This window comes from Nocardioides caldifontis (genome assembly GCF_008087345.1).
Classification (GTDB): Bacteria; Actinomycetota; Actinomycetes; order Propionibacteriales; family Nocardioidaceae; genus Marmoricola_A; species Marmoricola_A caldifontis.
This window is the reverse complement of sequence record NZ_ML701735.1, coordinates 528,166-549,170: the sequence shown is the minus strand read 5'-3', so window position 1 is coordinate 549,170 and position 21,005 is coordinate 528,166. Positions and strand designations below refer to the sequence as shown.

Here is a 21,005-nt window from a genome sequence, read left to right as displayed (position 1 = left end):
ACTGCCTCGTGACGACCGAACCCCTGGCCCGGGTCGGCTCCCTCAAGGTCAAGCTCGGGCTGCTCGTCGCGGCCAGCGTCGCGGTCGCCTCGGGGGTCGCGACGCTCGGCCGCGCGGGCGGTGTCCCGGTCTGGCTCAGCATCCCGGTGACGGTGGCGCTGGCCCTGGCGGTGACGCAGCTGCTCGCGGTGGGGATGACCTCGCCGCTGCGCCAGATGACGGAGGCCGCGCGCCGGATGGCGACCGGCGACTACGCGGTCCGCGTCAGCGACACCTCCGGCGACGAGGTCGGTGAGCTGGCACGGGCGTTCAACACGATGGCGCGCGACCTCGCCACCGTCGACCGGCAGCGGCGCGAGCTGGTCGCCAACGTGAGCCACGAGCTGCGCACCCCGCTGGCGGCCCTGTGCGCGGTGCTCGAGAACGTCGTCGACGGCGTCACCCGCGACCCGGACTCGCTGCGGTCGGCGCTGGCCCAGGCGGAGCGCGCGAGCCGGCTGGTGGAGGACCTCCTCGACCTCGCCCGCGTCGACGCCGGCAAGGCGCCGTTGACCCCCGAGCCGGTCCGGCTCGCGCCGCTGCTCGCCGACGCGGTGGCCGAGGCGCAGGTGCTCGGCCGGGCGGTGGAGTTCGACCTGCGCGTCGAACCCTCCGACCTCGTGGTGCGCGCCGACCCCGCGCGGCTGCGGCAGCTCGTCGCCAACCTGCTGGACAACGCGTCCCGGCACAGCCCGGCCGGCGGCACCGTCGCGGTGGCGGCGGCACAGCGGGACCGCCGCTACCTGCTCGAGGTGCACGACCAGGGCCCGGGCGTCCCGGAGGCCGACCGGGAGCGGGTCTTCGAGCCGTTCGGCACGTTGAGCGGCGCCGACGGGGGAGGGGGCACCGGGCTCGGGCTCGCCATCGCCCGGTGGGTCACCGACCTGCACGGCGGCACCATCCGCTTCACCGACCCCGAGCCCGGGACCGAGGGGGCCCGGGTCCGGGTCGACCTGCCGCTCGAGCCGCCCGACCGACCCGCCACCCGCCAGGAGGAACCGTTGCCGACCGCCGTACCCCCGCCCGCGCCGGCCCCGGCGTCCCCGCCGCCCACCGGGCCCGCGGCGCCCGTCCAGCCACGGCCGCTGCTCGACGACCTGTTCGGTGGGTTCTGGCCGGACCGCGGGGTGCCGGCCCGGCTCGGGGTGCTCCTCGGCGCCGTGGGTGCAGGCGTGCTGGCCGCGGTGCTGCTGCCCTTCCGCGACAGCGGGATCGGCACGCTCCTCGTGCTGCTCGCGGCGGGCGGGGTCGTGCTGGCCGCCAACCCGCGGCGCCGCGAGCCGTTCACCCTGGCCTGCGCCGTGCTGTGCGTCGGGCTGGCGTCGACCACCGCGCTCCGCGACGCGGACTGGATCGTCGTGCTGTGCGTGCTGGCCGGCGCTGCGCTCTGCGTGGTCGGCGCGACGCGTGGCCGCACCCTGCTGGGGTTCCTGCTGACCGGGGTGGCCTGGCCGCTGGCGGGGCTGCGCGGGCTGCCCTGGCTCGGCCGCACGCTGACCCGGCTCACCGGGCTCGGCCAGGGAGCGGCGCTGCTCCGGACCGCGATCTGGTCGCTCCTCGGGCTGCTCGTCTTCGGGGCGCTCTTCGCCTCCGCCGACGCGCTGGTCGCCGAGTGGGTGGACGCGCTGCTCCCCGACCTCACCGTCGACACGTTCATCCTTCGCACCTTCGTCGCGGTCGCCGTCGGCGGCACGGTGCTCGCTGCGGCGTACCTCGCCCTCAACCCGCCGCAGGTCGACCGGGCCGACACCCGGCGCCGGCCGGTGTCCAACCGGTTCGAGTGGCTGGCCCCGGTCCTCGTCGTCAACGCGGTCTTCGCGACGTTCCTCGTCGCCCAGGCGACGGTGGTGTTCGGCGGACACGAGTACCTCCGGCGCACCACGGGGCTCACCTACGCCGAGCACGTCCACCAGGGGTTCGGCCAGCTCACCGTCGCCACCGCCCTGACCCTCCTGGTGATCTGGGCCGCGGCCCGCAAGGCGCCGGTGGCGACGGCCGCCGACCGGAGCTGGCTGCGCGCCTCGCTCGGGCTGCTCTGCGTCCAGACGCTGGTGGTCGTGGCCTCGGCACTGCACCGGATGCACGTCTACCAGGAGGCCTACGGGTTCACGCGGCTCCGGCTGCTCGTCGACGTCTTCGAGGGGTGGCTGGGGCTGCTGGTCCTCGCCGTCCTCGTCGCCGGGGTGACGCTCCGGGGGGCGTGGCTCGCGCGGTTCGCGCTGCTGAGCGGATCGGTCGGGCTGCTGGGGCTCGCCGCGGTCAACCCGGACGCCTGGATCGCCGAGCACAACCTCGACCGCTACGCGGAGACCGGCCGCATCGACTGGGGCTACCTCCGCGGCCTGTCCGACGACGCGGTGCCGGCGTTCGCCGACCTCCCCGACGACGTGCAGCACTGCGTGCTCGCCGGGCGCAGCCCCGCCGACGACGACTGGCTGGCCTGGAACCTCGGCCGCGCCCGCGCTGCCGACCCGCTCCGTGACGCCCCGCCGCTCCCGACGTACGGCGGCGCCTCCACCGGTGTGCTCGACGGGTGCCCCGGGGGCGACTGAACCGGGAAACCGGTGGCGCCCGTCGAGATGATGGTGCCGTGGAGCCGACCGAGGACTCGTGGCGTGCGCTGGCGCGGAGCTCGCCGCGGCGCTGGCGGACCGCGCACTTCACCCGCACCGACGACGAGGGCACGGTCGAGGCCTGGGTGCGGCGCCCCGGTGAGCTGCTCGTCCGGGACGGCTCGGGGCGGACGACGTACGAGCACGGGCTGCCCTACACCACCTCGACGGTGGTGGCGTCCGCCGCCGACGACGGCTCCGAGGTCCCGGAACCGCCCCGATCGCGGCTGCCGCACGAGGTGGTGCCGGCGCTACGGCCGGACGGGCTCGTGGCGCACCGGCCCGACCGGGTGCTCGTCGACTACGACGACCCGATGTACGGCGACTTCACCTGGGTGGCGATGCTCGACCCGGTCGAGCTCAGCGAGTGGACCCTGGTCGAGCGGGTGCGCGCGGACCGTGTCGCCGGCCGTGGGGTGTGGCGCGCGGTGGTCCGCGCGGCGGAGGGGTACGACCCCCGGTGCCCTTGCTGCCCGCTGCTGTGGTCGGTCGTCTCGGACGAGGAGGAGTACGGCGAGCGGGGCAACCCGCACGTCGACACGGCCGACTACCCGGAGGCCTACGACGTCGCGCTGGACGTCGTGACCGGCGTGGTCGTCTCGCTGCAGCCCCTGGGCGGCGCCGTGACGACCTGGCGTTCACCGTCGACCTCCTCGCGGTCGACGGTCCGGTGGACGAGGTGTTCGCCGGTCGCTGACCGGATCAGCCGCGGGCGGCGCCGTACCCCAGCAGCGCGGCGAGCCCGAGCGCGCTCCGCGGCGCGTAGGCGGTGCGCCACAGCCCGCCGTGGACCGCCGCGTGCGCCTCGTCCTGCCAGGGGTGGTCGTGCTGCGGGCCGCCGCCGGTGTGCAGGTCGTGGACGAGCAGGGCCGCCATGAGGACGTTCGCGGTCGCCGGCTCGAAGACTTCGACGCCGAACCGGTGGGCTCCGGCGTACGCCGCGGCCAGGGCCCGGTTCTTCACCACCGACCGGGTCCGGGTCGGCGGCGCGACGTTCATCGACACCGTCGTCCCCGCCGCACGCGCGGTCGTCGCCCGCCAGCGCTGGAGCCGCTTGGCCAGCGCGTAGTTCGGTCCCTGCTGCGGGACGAGGCTGTCGTTGACGCCCGGGTCCGAGCCGCGGACGTACGCGCGGTGCAGCAGCCGCCCACCGCTGAGCGTGCGCAGCGGCCGGCCGAGCAGCTTCGAGCGTGGCCCTCGGGAGTCGTAGCAGCGCGTGGCGTGGTCCACCGCCTCCTTCGGCACCACGAACACGTCGGTCGGGGTGGCGAGGAAGGCGAGCGACAGGTCGGGGAGCCGGTCGAGGAGCCGGCCGGTCAGCGCGTCGACCGCCACCGAGACGCGGACGTTGTCGGCGCCGTCGGCGTAGACGTAGTTGCCCAGCACCAGCGAGCCGTCGAGCCCCTCCAGCCAGGTGCCGATGGTCGGCACCTCCTGCACGAGGTCGGCGCCGGCGTCCTGCACCGGGTCGGTGCCGCCCTTGCGGAGCGGGACCAGCAGCGTGCCGGCCGACTCCCGGGCCGTGCTGACGACGCGCTCCCAGACCTGCGGCCGCGCGAGGTCGACGGCGGCCACCCGGGCTCCCCAGCGAAGCAATGCCTGCAGTGGCCCCATCTCGGCACCGGCGCCCAGGACCGCGACCGTGCGCCCGTCGAGCCGCAGCCACTCCGGGTGGTCGAGGACCTGCTGCACGGCTTCGGCGGCGCTGGGCTCGGCCACGCCGCTCTCGACCCACCGGTCCAGCTGGGCGCGGACCGCGTCGCCGCGCAGCCGCTCGCCGTGCAGGGGGAGCGAGAGCTCCCGCTCGGGTTCCGCCGTGCCGGCGACCTCGACGGTGCCGAGCGGTCCGCCTTGCTCTGTGGTGCCGTCGCCCTCCGCCCAGCTGGCGAGCGGCTCCTCGCCGTCCGCGGTGGCCACGACCATCCTGCTGTGCAGCGCGTCGGCGCCGTTCACGGCGACCGACAGCGCGGCGTCGCGGGACTGCATCCCGGCCTCGACGAGCCGCCGGAAGTGGACCAGGTACCCCGTGCGCCAGTTGGTCTCCCCGGCCGCGTGCCCCGCGCCGACCGGGTCGACCTCGCGGAGTGCGTCCGCGACCACCGCCCGGCCCACCTCGGAGGTGCTGCGGCCCCCGTCGGGCGAGGCCGGGAAGGCGACGCCCCTCTGCTCGTCGGTCATGGCCCCGAGGATGCCCGGGCGCCCCCGACTGATGCATGCCGTGGCCGGTCCGGCCGGTCCAAATGCGTTGGACGGCGTCGCCGCGTCGGTGCCACGGTGAGCTCATGGACGTGTCGTCGGCGGTCGCCTTCGTGGTGGCGGTGTTCCTGATCTCGGCGTCGCCCGGGCCGGCGATGGCGCTGATCCTGCGGCGCGCGGCGCTGCGCGGGTTCCGCAGCGCGGTGGCCACGGTGCTCGGCCTCGAGCTGGGGCTCTACCTGTGGGCGCTGGCCGCGGGCGCCGGGTTCGCCGCGCTGGTCGCCGCCTCCGAGACCGCGTACACGGTCCTGCGGGTGGTCGGGGCCGCGGTGCTGCTCTACCTCGGCGGGCGGGCGCTGCTCGCGGCCTGGCGCCACCGCAGGGGTACGGCCGAGCCGGTCGTCACGGCCACCGGCGCTCCCGACCGGCGGGCGTGGTGGTCGGCGTTCGGCGAGGGCGTCGCGGTGCAGCTGGCCAACCCGAAGGCGGCCGTGTTCATGATGGCGTTCTACCCGCAGTTCGTGCCGTCGGACCGGCCGCTGTTCCTCACCACGGCCGGGCTGGCGCTGGTGCAGGTCGCGCTGGAGACCGTGCTCTACCTCGCCCTCGCGGCGGGAGTGGCCAGGGCCGGATCGTGGTTCGCCCGCCCCGCCGTCCGACGGCGGCTCGAGGCGGTCAGCGGCTCGGTGCTGGTGGCACTCGGGATCCGGGTGGCCGCGTCCGGCCGCTGACCTGGCCCGGCGTCCGGGTCAGCCCTGAGGGGCGTCGTCGGACGGGCCGGTGACCACGGGCGCGTCGGCGCACTCCTCGGCGAGCGCCTCCAGCTCGTCCGCCTTCTCGGCGGCGGCCTTCCAGGCAGCCTTCAGCTCCTTGCGCTCGGCCTTGACCAGCGCCTTGAGCGCCTTCCGGTCCGCCCTGGCGACCTCGCGGGCCTCCTTCGCCTCCTGACGGGCGACCCGGCGGGCCTCCTTGAGCGCCGCGAGGGCTTCCTTGCGGGCGCTCTTGTCGAGCCCCTTCGCGACCTCGCGCGCGGCACGCTGCTCCGCGCGCGCGGCCTCCCGGGCCTCGCGGCGCTCGGTGGCCTTGAGGAGGGCGACCTGCTCGTGGGCCTGGCTGCGGGTGAAGGTGGTGAAGGCCCGCTTCGCGGCGGTCTCCTCGGCCTGTGCGACGGTCAGCGCCGCGCCGACGCCCTCACAGCCGTCGGCGACGTCCGCGTGGGCCGTCGTGGTGGTGCCGCCGAGGACGGCGGCGGCCAGGGTGGCCGTGACGAGGGCACGGCTCAGTTGCTTGGTCATGTGTGTCTCCTAGGTGTGGGAGCGGCGCCCGAGGTACCGCCCTTTTCATCCCTTTCGGGACTAAGGTACGGGTACTTGCCCATCGTCAGAAGCGGTATGCCGCTTTTCGCCGTGCGGCCCTGGTGAGCCGCCGGCCCACCGCCACGCTCCGGCTCAGCCGTCGCCGCTGAGCTTGGCGAGCCGGGTCCGGAGCAGCTCGACCCGGTGCGCGTTGCCGTGCAGCCCGATGTAGCGCTCGCCGTACAGGCAGAGGAGCGCGTCGTCGAGCCGGCGTACGGCGGTGGGCGGCTGGCGGTACCCCATCCGCTCGTTGATCGCGTCGCTGTCCACGGAGTCGAGCAGCGCGCCGAGCTCGTCCAGGGAGGTCACGGCGAGCTCGAGCAGCAGCCCGGCCACCCACTCGTAGTGGTCGGGACGCGACCAGCCGGCGTCGGGGTGGCGCTCGGCGAGGAGCTGCGCGAGGTCCTGCGCGTCGATGCGGGGGTCGGTGGTGTCCGCGTCGGCGGTCGCCCGTCCGCCGCCGCCCTGCAGCCGCTCCTGGATCAACGAGAACTCGCGGTCGGCCAGCTCCAGCAGCCCGGCCGCCAACGTGAACCGTCGCTCGAGGTCAGCACCGTGCTCCTCGGGGACCCGTCCCTTGTAGCGGATGGCGTGCTCGAACTCCGCCCACGCGTGCTGGAGCACGGTCCGGACCTGCACCTGGGCCGCACGACCCCCGATCGCGGCGTACGACGGTGCGGCGAGCCGGGCGTCGTCGAGCCGGACGAGGAGGTGGCGGCTGGCGTAGCCGAACCTGCCCTCGCTGGCGGTCTCGCGGCCCATGTCGCGGTCGTCGAGCACGACGAGCTGCTCGCCGAGGAGCGCCGCGACCGCCTCGACGTCGCGCTGCAGGTAGGTGATCACCCGCACCCCGAGCTGGTCGGTGATGTCGACGAGCGGGTCCGCGAAGAGGGGCGCGCCACCCTCCTCCCGTCCGGCCTTGGCGGCGAACGAGGCGACGCTCTTGGTGCGGGCGTCGATGCTCAGGTAGTTGATGCCCGCGTCGTCGAGCAGCGAGGTGACCAGCCCGGCGTACCGGCTGGTGGCCTCGTGGAGCACCGGCTGGAGCTCGGCGTACTCCTGCACGGCCTGCCGGACGACCCCCGCGCGGTCGGCGGCCGGCGCCGCCCGGTCGGCGCGAGGGCGCGGTGTGGGGGTGTGCCCCTCGGGCAGCGTCGGGGTGACGATGTAGCCGGTCGCCAGGTCGCCGTAGGTGGTGACCAGGTCCGGGCGGCGCGCGGCGAACAGCGCGATGTAGGCGCACAGGACCGCGTCGACCTGGTCCTCGACGCGGCGCAGGTCGCTCTTGCGGGTGGCCTTCTCCACCTGCTCGACGAGCGCCCGCCACTGCGCGTTGCCGGTGACGTGCATCGGAACCTGGGCGGCCGCGAGCCCCTCGAGGAGCCCGACCAACCGGCCGAGCTCCGAGGTGAGCTCGGCGAGCGTGCGGCCGGTGCGGTGCTTGTACTTCAGCGTCCGCCCCAGCCGGAACAGGGCGATCGTCGCGGGGTGCGGGTAGACCTCGAGGGCTCGCCGGAGCGACGTCGAGCCCGGGTCGAGGTCGAGCCCGAGGGCGTCGGCGATCCGTGCGCCGCGGGGAGTGTCCCGGAACTCGGGCTTGCGGGTGTTGGACGGGTGGGCGCCCGCGTCGAACGGCGCGAAGTCGCGGTTGAGCGCCGCCTCGCAGGGCCGGTTCCCCGTCTCGTTGACCACGACCAGCGGGGCGTCGATGGCGACCACGCACGGGCCGGTGGTGTGCGGCCCGAGCTCGGCGAGCAGCTCCTCGTCGGTGGTGGCCGCGGTGACGTGGACCAGCCGCCCCTCGGTGTCGAGGACCGCGATGCCGGTGGGGCGGCGCTCGCCCCAGGCGAGGTCGACCCCGACGTAGTGCATGGGTCCACCCTGCCGCATCCGCCCGACCGGTGGCGGGGGCGGTCAGGTGTGCACCGGGGAGAGCGGCTCCGGGACCGTGACCGGGGTCCCGCCGAGGTCGAGCACGGCGTCCATCCGGTCGAGCCCCACCGTGCCGTGGGTGATCCACACGATCGAGCGCCCCTCGGTAGCGAGCATCGTCTCCGCGACGTCGGCGGCGGTCGCCGCGTCGAGGTGCGCGGTCGGCTCGTCGAGCACCAGGACCGGACGGTCGGCGAGCAGCGCCCGGGCCAGCCCCAGCCGTGCGCGCTCCCCGCCCGAGACGTGCGCGCCGCCGTCGCCGAGGAGGGTGTCGAGCCCGTCGGGGAGCGTCTCGACCCACGGGCCCAGCGAGGCCGCGTCGAGCGCGGTGAGGAGCTCGGCGTCGCAGGCGCCGGGGCGGGCGAGCCGGAGGTTCTCGCGCAGCGTCGAGCCGAAGACGTGCGGATCGTCGTCGACGAGCCCCACGGTCGCACGCACGTCGTCGAGCCGGAGGGCGTCGGTCGCCACGCCGCCGAGCGCGAGCCGCCCCGACCGCGGGGCGAGGAACCGCATCAGGAGCGCCGCGAGCGTCGACTTGCCGCACCCCGAGGGCCCCACCACACCGAGCCGGTCGCCCGGAGCGAGGGCGAACGAGAGGTCGGTGAACGCCGGGTCGGCGCCCCAGCCCGCCGCGACCGACTCGGCGGTGACCACGGTCCCGCCGGACGGTTCTGCAGGCCGTGCCGGGTCGGTGACCGCCGGCGCCAGCTCCCGCAGCCGGGCCAGCCGTTCCGAGGCCGCGGCGGTGCGCACCGAGAGCACGCCGGCGTCGGCCAGCGGCGCGACCGCGTCGGCCAGCGCGAGGGGGAGCAGGAGGAGCAGGGCGAGCATCGGGCCGCTGACCTCGCCCACGGACAGCGCGCGGCCGCCCCACCAGGCGACGGCCAGCACGCCGGCGCCGGCGGCGAGCACCGCGGCGGCGCGTCCGGCGGCGGCGCCGCCGGTCGAGCGGCGCAGGGCCCGGGCCGCCGCGTGGCTCTCGGCGTCGACCGCGTCGAGCCGGCTCCCGACGGCCTGCCACAGCCGCAGGTCGGTGGCCCCCTGCAGGAGCTCGACGACCAGGGCGGAGAGCCGGCCGCGGTGGTGGACGAACGCGGGCTCGGCCCGGCGGGCCGCCCGTCGCGCGAGCGTCCAGGCGAGCACGCCACCGACCGCGGTGGCGGCTGCGACGGCGGCTCCGGCCGCCGGCAGCTGCCAGGCCGCGAACGCGGTCGCGAGGGCCCCGACGCAGACCGCGGTCGCCACCGGCCCGCGCACCCGGAGCTCGTGGTCGAGCAGCGCGTCCACGTCGTCGACGACGTGGCCGAGGAGCTCACCGCGTCGGCGGCCCAGCCGCCCCGGCGTCAGCGGGACGAGGACGTCGAAGACCTCGGCGCGGCGCTCGGCGAGCATGGCGAGCGCGGCGTCGTGGGAGACCAGCCGCTCGGCGTAGCGGAGGACCGGCCGGGCGAGGCCGAACGTCCGCACGCCGACGATCGCCACCATCAGCATCAGCACCGGCGGGTGCTCGGCGGCGCGGGCGATCAGCCACCCCGCGGTGGCGGTGAGCGCCACCCCGGAGGCCGATGCGAGGGTGCCGAGCGCGACGCCCAGCAGCGCTCCGTGGCGTACGGGCGGCGTGGCCGGTGCACCCGCACCGGACCGGCGTCCCTCGGTGGCGCGTGCGGGACGTGGGGCACGCCGGACGGCCGGGGCCGGGCGCGGCGGCGGGGCGGGCAGCGCGAGGACGTGGTCGGCGGCGGCCACCACGGCGTCCCGGTGGGCGACCACGACGACCGCGGCCCGGTCGCCCAGCCACCGCAGCGTCCCGAGGATGACCTCCTCGGTGCCGGCGTCCAGGTGGGCGGTCGGCTCGTCGAGGAGCACCAGCGGCCGCCCGGCCTCGACGGCCAGCACGGCACGGGCGAGCGCGACCCGGGCGCGCTGACCGGCCGACAGCCCCTCGCCGTCCTCGCCGACGACGGTCGCGAGCCCGTCTGGCATCGCGGCGACCACCTCGCCGAGCCCGACCCGCTCGAGCGCCCGCCAGAGCGCTGCGTCGTCGGCGGTGGGGTCGGCGAGCCGCAGGTTCTCGGCGACGCTGCCGGCGAGGAGCCACGGACGCTGCGGCACCCACGCGACCTGCTCCCGCCAGCCGGTGGACCCGTCGAGCGGCTCCTCGCCGACACGGACCGTGCCGGTGCTCGGCCGCAGGTCGCCGGCGAGGAGGGCGAGCAGCGTCGACTTCCCGCAGCCGCTGGGCCCGGTCACCGCGGTGACCCCGTGGCCGGCGACCCGGCCCGAGAAGGGGCGCAGCGCCGGCTCGGTGCGGCCCGGGTAGCGCACGCCGACCCCCTCGAGCCCGATGCCGAACCCCGGGTCCGGCGCCGGGACGGTTCCCCGGCCCGGGTGCGGCTCACCGCACTCCGCCAGCACCCGGTCGACCTCCTCGAAGGTCGCAGTGCCCTCGGCGGCGGCGTGGTACTCCGCGCCCACCCGCCGCACGGGCCAGTAGGCCTCCGGGGCGAGCAGGAGCACCACCAGGGCGGTGGTGAGCCCGATCGAGCCGCCCGAGAGCCGGAGCCCGACGCTCACCGCGACGAGCGCCACCGAGATCGTGGCCACCAGCTCCAGGGCGGCCGAGGAGGCGAACCCCAAGCGCAAGGTCTCCTTGGTGGCCTCGCGGTAGCGGTGGGTGATCGTCCGGATCGTGCCGGCCTGGTGGTCGCCCCGCCGGTAGGCGACCAGGGTGGGCAGCCCGCGGACGACGTCGACGAAGTGCCCCGAGAGCCGGCTGAGCAGCCGCCACTGCCGGTCCGCGCGCTCCTGCGTCGTCTTGCCGATGAGCACCGCGAAGATCGGGAGCAGCGGAATTGTCAGCACGACAATCAACGCGCTGAGCAGGTCCTGCGTGGCGATCGCAAGGACCGTCATCGCCGGGAGCGTGGCGGCGACGACCAGCGTCGGGAGGTACTTGGTCAGGTAGGGCTCGACGGCGGTGATCCCTCGCGTGGCGAGCACCGCGACCTCGCCGGAGCGGCGGCGGGACAGCTCGAGGTGGCTCAGCGACGTCACCGCCTCGAGGAGCCTCCGACGCATCGCCGTCCCGACCTCGGCGGCGGCCCGGGCGGAGAACGCGTCGCCGACCAGGCCGACGACCGCCCGTGCCACGGTGACGGCGGCCAGCCAGGCGCCGGCGACCACCGCGTCCTCCCAGCGACCTCCCGGGGCGCCCTCGAGGAGCCCGACGAGCAGCGCCGAGACGGCGAAGGCCTGCCCGACCAGCAGGACCCCGCCGACGACCTGGGTGAGGACGACGGCGGTCAGGGAGCGTCGTGCCGGCGCGAGGTGCGGGAGGACGCGGGGGTCGACGGGCTTCATCTCAGGCGTCGACCGGCTGGCGGTCCGCAGGGATGTGGTGCACCGAGATCCGCTTGCGGAACACCCAGTAGGTCCACCCCTGGTACATCAGCACGACCGGCGTGAAGACCGCCGCCACCCACGTCATGATCGTCAACGTGTAGTCCGTCGCCGCGGCGTTGGTGGTGGTGAGCGAGACGCCGTCGGCCAGCGTCGTGGGCATCACGTCGGGGAACAGCGCGGCGAACAGCCCGGCCACCGCCAGCCCGATGGTCAGGAACGTGCCGAGGAAGGCCCACCCCTCGCGACCCGCACGGGCCGCCGCGACGCCGGCGACCAGCGCGACCGCCGCGACGAGGAACAGCACCGCGGATCCGGCGTCCCCGGCCTCGAGCTGCGTCCAGGCCAGGAAGGCGACGGCGACACCGGCGGTCACGAGGCCGAGCCTCACCGCGGCGGCGCGGGCGCGGTGCCGGATGTCGCCGTCGGTCTTGAGCGCGAGGAACATCGCGCCGTGGGTGAGGAAGAGCAGCAGCGTCGTCGCGCCGCCCAGCAGTGCATAGGGGTCGAGCAGGGTCAGCAGCGAGCCGGTGTACTCCTTGTCGGCGTCGATCGGCACCCCGCGCACGATGTTGGCGAACGCGACGCCCCACAGCAGCGCGGGGACGGCGGAGCCGACGATGATCGCGAGGTCCCACCGGGAGCGCCAGGTCGCGTCGTCGCGCTTCGCGCGGTACTCGAAGGCGACGCCGCGGACGATCAGCGCGAGCAGGATGAGCAGCAGGGGCAGGTAGAAGCCGCTGAACAGCGTGGCGTACCACTCGGGGAAGGCGGCGAAGGTCGCTCCGCCGGCGACCAGCACCCACACCTCGTTGCCGTCCCAGACGGGGCCGATCGTGTTGATCACGACCCGGCGCTCCCGGTCGTTGCGGGCCAGGACGGGCATCAGCATGCCGACCCCGAAGTCGAACCCCTCCAGCACGAAGTAGCCGACCCAGAGGACCGCGATCAGCGTGAACCAGACGGTGGTCAGTTCCATGTCGTCGTCTCCCGGGTGGTCAGTAGGCGAAGGTGAGGGGCTCGTCGCTGTCGGCGCCGAGCTTCGGGTCGGGCGGCTCGGCGAACGGCTCGGCGCCCTTGCGGATGTAGGTGAGCATCAGCTTCAGCTCGACGACGGCGAGCACCGCGTAGACCAGGGTCAGCGCGACGAGCGAGGTCATCGCCTCGCCGGCGCTCACGCCGGGGGAGACGGCGAGCTCGGTCGTCATCAGCCCGTAGACGGCCCACGGCTGGCGGCCCATCTCGGTGAAGATCCAGCCGAACGAGTTCGCGGCGAGCGGCAGCAGCGGCAGCGCGACCGCCGCCCACACCCACGCCCGGTGCCCCGGCGTGCGCCCCTTCCGCGTCACCCAGAGGACCGCGGCGGCGAGGGCGGCGGCCGCCATGCCGAGCCCGATCATCAGCCGGAACGACCAGTAGGTGACCGGGATGACGGGGGTGTAGTCGCCCGCGCTGAAGTACGTCGCGCCCGGATCCTGCCCGTACTCCGCGACGTACTTCTCCCGGAGGTCGTTGATCCCCTCGACCTTGCCGTCGAAGGTGCCGGTGCCGAGGAAGGAGAGCAGGCAGGGGACGGTGACGGAGAACTTCTCCTCCCTGCCGTCGGGCGTCCCGATCGTGAACACCGAGAAGGGCGCGCAGGACTCGTCGGTCTCGTAGAGCGCCTCGGCCGCGGCCATCTTCATCGGCTGGACCTCGGTCATGATCTTGCCCTGCACGTCACCGGTCACCGCCACGCCGAGGCCGGCCACGAGCACCACCCAGGCGCCGACCCGCACGGCGGTCCGGTAGAGCGGCCGGTCGCCCTCGTCGCTGCGCTTGCGCAGCATCAGCCACATCGCGACGCCGAGGACGAACGCGCCGCCGGTGAGGTAGCAGGCGGCCAGGACGTGCGGAAAGGTGACGAGCTGGACCTTGTTGACCAGCACCGCCACGAAGTCGTCGAGCTCGGCACGACCGGTGTCGGGGTTGAAGGTGTAGCCGACCGGGTTCTGCATCCACGAGTTCGCGGCGAGGATGAAGTACGCCGAGAGCACGGTGCCGAGGTGGACCAGCCACATCGTCGCCGCGTGCAGCGCCCGGGGGAGCTTGTCCCACCCGAATATCCAGAGGCCGAGGAAGGTGGACTCGAGGAAGAACGCGAGCAGCCCCTCGATGGCGAGCGGGGCGCCGAAGACGTCGCCGACGAACCGCGAGTAGTCGCTCCAGTTCATCCCGAACTGGAACTCCTGGACGATGCCGGTCACCACGCCGAGCGCGAAGTTGATCAGGAAGAGCTTGCCGAAGAACTTCGTCAGCCGGAGCCACCGCTCGTCGCGGGTGCGCACCCAGGCGGTCTCGAACCCCGCGACGATCGCGGAGAGACCGATGGTGATCGGGACGAACAGGAAGTGGTAGACGGTGATGATCCCGAACTGCCACCGGGCGATGTCGAGCACGTCCAACGCGGGCCCCTCGTGGTCGGTAGGTACCTACTACGGTACGTAGTAATACGACACAGCGTAGTAGTACTACGCCGTGTAGTGAAAGGGTGGTCCGGGGGTTACGATCCGGCCATGGTCGTCGGAGGGTTCCCGGATGGTGTTTAGACCTCGGATGGGCGAGCTGGAGCGCGCCGTCATGGAGCACCTGTGGGGTGCCGCACCGGCCTGGTCGTCGGTCCGCGACGTGCACGCCGCCCTCTCCGGCGAGCGCGAGATCGCCTACACGACCGTGATGACCGTGCTCGACCGGCTGGCGAAGAAGTCGCTGGTCCGCCGCCGCAAGGAGGGGCGGGCCCACGTCTACGCCGCGGTGTCGTCGCGGGGCGCGATGACCGCCGACGTGATGCGCGAGGCGCTGGCGGAGTTCGGCGAGCAGGACCGGCGCACGGCGTTGGTCGCGTTCGTCGGCGAAGCCTCGGAGGAGGAGCGCGCGGCGCTGCGGGAGGCCCTCGCCGAGCTCGAGAACCGCTGACCGGTGGGCCCGACGTCAGCCGCCGCGGTCCTCGCGGTCCTGGCGCTGCTGCTCGCGGGTCCCGTCCCCGCGTTCCTCTCCCGGCGTACGGCGATCCGGCGGGCGCCGAGGGCGGCGACCGTGCTGTGGCAGGCGGTCGCCCTGGCTGCCGTCCTCTCCGCGACCGGCGCGACCCTGGCGCTCTCCACCGGGACCGGGCTGGGGGAGGGACGCGGTCCCGTCGAGCTGGTGGTGGCGGCGCTCGCCCTCGCGGTGACCGTCGTGGTCGTGGGGCGGCTGCTGCTCAGCGGCCACCTGGTCGGCACCCGGCTGCGGGCGCTGCGCCGGGAGCACCGGCGGCTCGTCGACCTGCTCGGCTCGCCCGAGGGCGACCACCTCGTGCTCGAGGACGAGACGCCGGTGGCGTACTGCCTGCCCGGCGTCCTCCACGGCCGGGTCGTGGTCACGCGGGGCGCGGTAGTGCGGCTGCCGGAGGAGCAGCTCGCCGCGGTGCTCGCCCACGAGCGCGCCCACCTGCACGCCCGGCACGACCTGGTGCTGGAGGCGTTCACCGTCCTGCACTCGGCGTTCCCGCGGGTGGTCTCCAGCGACCGCGCGCTGGCGGAGGTCCGGCTGCTCGTCGAGCTGCTCGCCGACGCGGCCGCGCGTCGCCAGCACGGCGCGGTGCCGCTGGCCCGCGCGCTGGTGACGCTGGCGGACGGGCCTCGGGTGGGTGCGGCCGCGGTGCCGGGCCGGGGGACCGGGGCCGGGGTGCCGGCGACGGCGGACGCCGGGCTGCGCAGCCGTGTCGAGCTGCTCGCCGACGACCGGTCGCACCGGCTGCTGGCCGCAGTGCTCTACACGGCCGCGGCGGTGCTGCTGGTGGTGCCGACGGTCTTCGTGGCCTACCCGTGGCTGGCCACGCTGGTGTGACGGGCGCTGGGAGGGCGCGACTGGGCGCTCAGGCCAGCGCGACCGGCGCGAACATCCGGCGGAGGACACCGGCGCGGGCGCGGCGGCTCCGCTTCGGCTGCTCCGGGATCGCCGCCGGCGCGGGCGCAAGGGCCTCGACGGCGACCGGCGCCTCGAGCCGTTGCGCGACGACGTGGACGGTGACGTGGTAGCCGTTCTCGCTCACCAGCGTGCCGCCCTGGAGCTCGACCTGGTCCTTCTCGACGAGGAGGGCGTGCGCCTCCCAGTGCGTGTAGTGGACCCGCTCGCCCCAGAGCCGCTCGAGCTCGGCGGCGACCGCGTTCTCGCTGTGGTAGGGGCCGAAGCCGACCATCGCGATCAGCCGGCGGTCCGGGTCGTCGGTGGAGTCGACCTCGACGGTGTGGAAGAAGGCGCTGGAGCCCAGCGCGTCGGCGAGGGTCCGCTCCATCGCCTCGACGGCGGCAGCCGGAGCCGCGGGCGCGTTCATCTTCAGCCCGGCCCGGATCTTGTAGAAGTCGCGCAGCTCCATGCTGTCCTCCTTCGGTGTCGTCCCCGTCGTGTGCACCCCACTCTGCGGCCGGTTCCCCCCGAAATCGAGGCATTGGGACGGCTTCGGGACAACTCGGGACTGCTCGCCGGGAGCGGTCGGACGTTGGTCCCGGGAGCGGCCGGGCGGGCCCGGTGGTCCCGTCAGATCCAGGAGCGGAACCAGATGCGGTCGAGCCAGTCCGGGGTGGTGAGCAGTTCGAAGGTGTACACCGGCCACAGCCACGCGAAGTGCAGCACGACCAGCACCACGAACGTGCCGACCACCGTCGCGCCGACCGCCCGCCGGCGCCGTGGCCCGGACGCCGGCCCGAGCACCCGGCCGAGGAGCAGGGAGATCGCGACGATCGTGAACGGCAGGATCGTCACCGCGTAGAAGGAGAAGATCGGCCGGTCGGCGTACCGGAAGAACGGCACCCAGGTGGTCAGCAGCCCGACGATCGCGACGCCGTACCTCCAGTCGCGCCGCGCGACCCAGGCGTACGCCGCGTGCAGCAGCGCGACGACGCCGCCCCACCACAGCACCGGCGTGCCGAGCATGACGATCTCGCGGATGCAGTCGCTGTCCGCCGGCGCCGTGCACCCCTGCGTGCCGGGGGCGATGTCGACCTCGGTGGCGACGACGACCGGGCGCTGCATGAACAGCCATCCCTGGGGCTTCGACTGGTAGGAGTGGGTGGCGTCGAGCAGCCCGGAGCTGTGGAAGGACCACATGTCCTGGTGGTAGTGGAAGAGGCTCCGCAGCCCCTGCACCAGCGAGGGGAAGAAGCCGTCGGGGTCGGTGCGGACGTAGTCGCCCCACGGCGGCCCGTAGGCGTTGTCGGAGAGCCGGGCCTCGTAGACGTCCGCGTGCGCGAGCCAGCCGCCCCAGGAGGCGACGTAGACGAGGAACGCGACGCCGACCAGGTAGCCGAACGCGGGCAGCCCGTCGACGACCGCGGAGCGCAGGAACGCCGTGCGCACCCCCAGCGCGCGGCGGGCGCCGCTGTCCCAGAGCACGACGAGGATCCCGAACCCGGCGAGGGGGATCAACGCGCTCCACTTGCACGACACCGCGCACCCGAACATCACGCCGGCGGCCAGCCGCCACGGCCGCCACCACAGGCCGGAGACCGGCCCCCACGCCCCGGACCACGTCGCGCGGGCCATCCGGGCGCGCGTCCAGTCGCGGTCCGCGACCAGGCAGGCCACCGCGCAGAGCAGGAAGAACGCGACGAAGACGTCGAGCAGCGCCAGCCGGGAGAGGGTGAACTGGAGCCCGTCGAAGCAGAGCAGGAGCCCGGCGACCGCGCCGAGCAGCGTCGACCCGGTCAACCGCCGGACCAGCCGCACCATGACCAGCACCATCAGCGTGCCGACCACCGCGCTGGCCACCCGCCACCCGGTGGGGTCGAACCCGAACAGCTGCTCCCCGGCCCCGATCAGCCACTTGCCCAGCTCCGGGTGGACGACCATCGTCGGGTCGTCGGTCTGCAGCCCCGGCCGCATCCGGCCGTCGAGGATCGCCTCGTTCGCGCCGTCGGTCCAGTTGCGGGCGTAGCCGTGCTCCCACAGCGACCAGCCATCCTTGGCGTAGTACGTCTCGTCGAAGGCGAACTCCGCCGGCGTCCCGAGCCGCCAGAACCGCAGGAACCCGGCGAGCGCGGTCACCATCAGCGTGACGCTCCACCCCCACCACGGGTCGCCGGTGCGCACCTCGAGGAACCGCTCGCGGGCCGTGGGGACGGGGTGCCCCTCGGCCGTGACCGACAGGGAGGTGGCGGGCTCCTCCGTCGTCGTCACCCGGTGCAGCCTAGAGGCGACCCGACACAATGACCGGCATGGACAGGCGGGACGCGGACGTGCAGGAGGGGCTCCTGGTGCTCGCCGGCACCCCCATCGGCCGTCCGGCGGACGCGCCGCCCCGGCTCGCCGAGGAGCTCGGCCGGGCCGACGTCGTGGCCGCCGAGGACACCCGCCGGCTCCGGCGGCTCACCGGCGAGCTCGGGGTCGAGCTGACCGGCCGGGTCGTCTCCTACTTCGAGGGCAACGAGGCCGCACGCACCCAGGGGCTGCTCGAGGCGCTCACCGCGGGGCAGCGGGTCGTGCTGGTCACCGACGCCGGGATGCCGTCGGTGTCCGACCCCGGCTACCGGCTCGTCGCCGCCGCCGTCGAGGCCGGGGTGCGGGTCACCGCCGTGCCGGGGCCGAGCGCCGTGCTCACCGCCCTCGCGGTGTCCGGGCTGCCGGTCGACCGGTTCACGTTCGAGGGGTTCCTGCCGCGCAAGGCCGGAGAGCGGGCCCGCCGGCTCGCCGAGCTCGCCGACGAGCCGCGGACGATGGTCTTCTTCGAGGCGCCGCACCGCACCGGGCCCGCCCTCGCGGCGATGGCGGAGGCGCTGGGGGAGGAGCGGCCGGCGGCGGTGTGCCGGGAGCTCACCAAGACCCACGAGGAGGTCGTCCGCGGCGGGCTCGGCGAGCTCGTCGCCTGGGCCGCCGACGGGGTCCGCGGCGAGGTCACGCTGGTCGTCGGCGGACGCACCGGCCCCTCCGTCGTACCGTCGGGGCCGGAGGAGGTCGCGGCGCTCGTCGCCGCGGAGGAGGCCGCCGGCACCCCGCGCAAGGAGGCGATCAAGGCCGTCGCGCAGCGCTCCGGTCTCCCGCGCCGCGAGGTGTACGACGCCGTCCACCGCCGACCGTCCGCACCCACCGTCCTTCCCGAGGAGCCGCCGACGTGACCGCCCGCCCACCCGCCCCCGAGCCGCTGCCGCACCCCGTGGTCGACAACCACTGCCACCTCGAGATGACCCTCGACGGCACCGAGGAGCTGACCGCGGCCGAGGCGCTCGACGCCGCTGCGACGGTCGGGGTGCCGCGCATCGTCCAGATCGGCTGCGAGCTGGAGAGCGCCCGCTGGTCGGTGGAGGTGGCCGCCGCCCACCAGCGGATCGTCGCCGGGGTGGCGCTGCACCCCAACGAGGCGCCCCGGCTCGCCGCCCAGGGCACCTTCGAGGAGACCTGGGCGGAGATCGAGCAGCTCGCGCAGGCGCCGCAGGTGCGGGCGGTCGGCGAGACCGGGCTCGACCACTTCCGGACCGGCGAGGAGGGGCGCGCCGCGCAGGAGCACTCGTTCCGGCTCCACGTCGACCTCGCCAAGCGGCTCGGCAAGACGCTGGTGATCCACGACCGGGACGCCCACGACGACGTGCTCCGGGTGGTCGACGACGAGGGTGCGCCCGAGCGGGTCGTCATGCACTGCTTCTCCGGCGACGCGGCGTTCGCCCGGGAGTGCCTCGACCGGGGGTTCTGGCTCTCCTTCGCCGGCACCGTGACGTTCCGCAACGCGGCGTACCTCCGGGAGGCGCTCGTCGCCGCTCCCGCCGACCGGCTCCTCGTGGAGACCGACGCGCCGTTCCTCACCCCGGTGCCGTTCCGGGGGCGCCCCAACGCCTCCTACCTGGTGCCGCTGACCGTGCGGGCGATGGCCGAGGAGCGGGGCGACGACCTCGAGGAGCTCTGCCGCCAGGTCGAGGCGAACACCTTCGCGGCGTTCGGTGGGGTTTGGTGAGGAACGTGAACCGGGCTCCGCTCTAGTCCACCGCCCGGTCCAGGACGTCCGTCCCGGCGTGTCCGGTGACAACTCTCACCTCAAGTGTGAAGACCCGCCCGTCAAACGGCCTCAAACGGCTCCACATGCAGCGACTCGGCATTCGACAGGTCCCGGGACTGCCGTTAGCGTCGTCGGGTCCGCCGGGAGTGGGAGCAGTTTTCCTCGGCGACACATGGGAGCTTCACGCACCGCAGCCGGGTCCCGGTCGCGGCCCGTGCTGTCGCGCCACGGCCCGGAGAGCACGACCATGGGAGACGCGTGCAGGTCATCGCACCCCTCACCAACCCAGCCGGCGAGCCTGACGGCTCGCCCACCGACTCCACCCGCACCGGCCGGTCCCGCCGCCGCTGGTTCACCTTCGCCGCCGCAGCCCTCGGGCTCGCGCTGGTCGCCGGCGTGCTGGCCACCCAGCTGCTGGGCCGCACCACGGTGACGCTGTCCCTCGACGGCGCCGCCCGCGAGGTGCAGACCGACGGCAGCACCGTCGCCGAGGTCCTCGAGGACCAGGGCGTCGAGGTCGGCGAGCACGACGTCGTCGCGCCGACCCTCGACACCGAGGTCGAGGACGGCTCGCGCATCGCGGTCCGCTTCGCGCGCCCGCTCGACGTGAACCTCGACGGCGAGAAGAGCCGGCACTGGGTCACCGCCACGGACGTGACCACGGCCCTCGACCAGATCGGGATCCGGCTCGGCTCCGCGAACCTGTCGGTCAGCCGTAGCGCGGGCATCACCCGCGACGGCATGGCGCTGACGATCGCGACGCCGAAGAAGCTCACCCTGGCCATCGCGGGCGCCGAGCCCGTCAAGCGCAACGTCGCCGCGCTGACCGTGGCGCAGGCGCTGAAGATGCAGAAGGTCAAGGTCGACCGCGACGACATCGTCAAGCCCGGGCTCGGCCGCCTCCTCGAGGACGGCGACAAGATCACCGTCACCAAGGTCCGCGTCGTCAAGCGGTCCGTCGACGACGAGGCGATCTCGTTCGACACCGTCACGCGCGAGGACGACTCGATGTACGAGGACGAGGAGCGCGTCGTGCGTCCCGGCCGCAGCGGCAGCCGCGACGTGACCTACCGCCTCCGCTTCGAGAACGGCGACGAGGTCGGCCGCAAGGTCCTCTCGGTCGGCAACGTCACCGAGCCGGTCGACGAGATCGTCGCGGTCGGCACCAAGGAGCGCGTCGAGACCGCCAACTTCGCCGGCGGCAGCACCGTGTGGGACTCCCTCGCGCAGTGCGAGTCCGGCGGCAACTGGGCGATCAACACCGGCAACGGCTACTACGGCGGGCTCCAGTTCAACCTGGGCACCTGGCAGGCCTACGGCGGCACCGGGCTGCCCAGCGAGAACAGCCGTGAGCAGCAGATCGCCGTCGCCGAGCGGCTCCGCGCCGCCACCGGCGGCTACGGCTCCTGGCCGCACTGCGCCTCGGTGCTCGGGCTGCCTCGCTGAGCCTCGTCGGTAGGCTCGCCGAGG

The 21,005-nt window shown here is 74.6% G+C and carries 15 protein-coding genes; 7 read left to right on the top strand and 8 right to left on the bottom strand.

Annotation, left to right across the window (positions count from 1 at the left end; all coding sequences use genetic code 11):
- Positions 1-8: 8 nt before the first annotated feature.
- Positions 9-2,591, top strand: coding sequence for a DUF4153 domain-containing protein (locus FIP57_RS02515; RefSeq protein WP_148571603.1), 2,583 nt, complete (start codon positions 9-11; stop codon positions 2,589-2,591).
- Positions 2,592-3,353: 762 nt separating this feature from the next.
- Here FIP57_RS02515 and FIP57_RS02510 read toward each other — a convergent pair.
- Positions 3,354-4,829: a hypothetical protein gene (locus tag FIP57_RS02510; RefSeq protein ID WP_148571602.1), complete on the bottom strand. Its 1,476-nt coding sequence runs from the start codon at positions 4,827-4,829 to the stop codon at positions 3,354-3,356.
- Between the two features lie 104 nt (positions 4,830-4,933).
- On the opposite strand from FIP57_RS02510, the gene FIP57_RS02505 reads away from it, so the two are divergent.
- Positions 4,934-5,578, top strand: a complete 645-nt coding sequence (locus FIP57_RS02505; protein WP_148571600.1) for a LysE family translocator — start codon at positions 4,934-4,936, stop codon at positions 5,576-5,578.
- Positions 5,579-5,596: 18 nt separating this feature from the next.
- Here the strand turns inward: FIP57_RS02505 and FIP57_RS02500 are convergent, their stop codons facing one another.
- From FIP57_RS02500 to FIP57_RS02480, 5 genes are all read right to left on the bottom strand, one after another.
- Entirely contained in the window at positions 5,597-6,142 is a 546-nt protein-coding gene (locus FIP57_RS02500) for a hypothetical protein (protein WP_148571598.1), read from the bottom strand.
- Positions 6,143-6,295: 153 nt separating this feature from the next.
- Positions 6,296-8,074 (bottom strand): DUF429 domain-containing protein, encoded by a 1,779-nt coding sequence (locus FIP57_RS02495; RefSeq protein WP_148571596.1) that lies wholly within the window; start codon positions 8,072-8,074, stop codon positions 6,296-6,298.
- Between the two features lie 42 nt (positions 8,075-8,116).
- Entirely contained in the window at positions 8,117-11,494 is a 3,378-nt protein-coding gene (gene cydD, locus FIP57_RS02490) for a thiol reductant ABC exporter subunit CydD (protein ID WP_148571594.1), read from the bottom strand.
- A gap of 1 nt (position 11,495) precedes the next feature.
- A complete protein-coding gene (gene cydB, locus FIP57_RS02485; RefSeq protein WP_148571591.1) occupies positions 11,496-12,512 on the bottom strand; it encodes a cytochrome d ubiquinol oxidase subunit II in 1,017 nt (338 codons plus the stop codon).
- A 19-nt stretch (positions 12,513-12,531) separates the two neighbouring features.
- The gene (locus FIP57_RS02480) at positions 12,532-13,977 is read right to left on the bottom strand and encodes a cytochrome ubiquinol oxidase subunit I (protein ID WP_148571589.1); all 1,446 of its coding nucleotides are present in this window, start codon (positions 13,975-13,977) and stop codon (positions 12,532-12,534) included.
- A 133-nt stretch (positions 13,978-14,110) separates the two neighbouring features.
- Here FIP57_RS02480 and FIP57_RS02475 point away from each other — a divergent pair, with 133 nt between their 5' ends.
- Positions 14,111-14,488 (top strand): BlaI/MecI/CopY family transcriptional regulator, encoded by a 378-nt coding sequence (locus FIP57_RS02475; RefSeq protein ID WP_148571587.1) that lies wholly within the window; start codon positions 14,111-14,113, stop codon positions 14,486-14,488.
- 3 nt (positions 14,489-14,491) lie between these two features.
- On the top strand, positions 14,492-15,400 hold the full coding sequence (locus tag FIP57_RS02470) for a M56 family metallopeptidase (protein WP_148571585.1): 909 nt from the start codon (positions 14,492-14,494) through the stop codon (positions 15,398-15,400).
- A gap of 28 nt (positions 15,401-15,428) precedes the next feature.
- Here the strand turns inward: FIP57_RS02470 and FIP57_RS02465 are convergent, their stop codons facing one another.
- Together FIP57_RS02465 and FIP57_RS02460 are read right to left on the bottom strand one after the other, a co-directional pair.
- Entirely contained in the window at positions 15,429-15,929 is a 501-nt protein-coding gene (locus FIP57_RS02465) for a hypothetical protein (protein ID WP_148571583.1), read from the bottom strand.
- 161 nt (positions 15,930-16,090) lie between these two features.
- The gene (locus tag FIP57_RS02460) at positions 16,091-17,728 is read right to left on the bottom strand and encodes a dolichyl-phosphate-mannose--protein mannosyltransferase (RefSeq protein ID WP_238993219.1); all 1,638 of its coding nucleotides are present in this window, start codon (positions 17,726-17,728) and stop codon (positions 16,091-16,093) included.
- Positions 17,729-17,766: 38 nt separating this feature from the next.
- Between FIP57_RS02460 and rsmI the strand changes: the two genes are divergently transcribed.
- The 3 genes from rsmI to FIP57_RS24260 all read left to right on the top strand — a co-directional run bounded on the left by rsmI (position 17,767) and on the right by FIP57_RS24260 (position 20,981).
- Positions 17,767-18,663 carry a 16S rRNA (cytidine(1402)-2'-O)-methyltransferase gene (gene rsmI, locus FIP57_RS02455; RefSeq protein ID WP_203230998.1) on the top strand — a complete coding sequence of 299 codons (897 nt, stop codon included), beginning with the start codon at positions 17,767-17,769 and terminating at the stop codon, positions 18,661-18,663.
- Positions 18,660-19,493: a TatD family hydrolase gene (locus tag FIP57_RS02450; protein ID WP_148571579.1), complete on the top strand. Its 834-nt coding sequence runs from the start codon at positions 18,660-18,662 to the stop codon at positions 19,491-19,493. Before rsmI ends, FIP57_RS02450 begins: the two co-directional genes overlap by 4 nt.
- 300 nt (positions 19,494-19,793) lie before the next feature.
- Positions 19,794-20,981, top strand: a complete 1,188-nt coding sequence (locus tag FIP57_RS24260; RefSeq protein ID WP_148571577.1) for a resuscitation-promoting factor — start codon at positions 19,794-19,796, stop codon at positions 20,979-20,981.
- Positions 20,982-21,005: the final 24 nt, after the last annotated feature.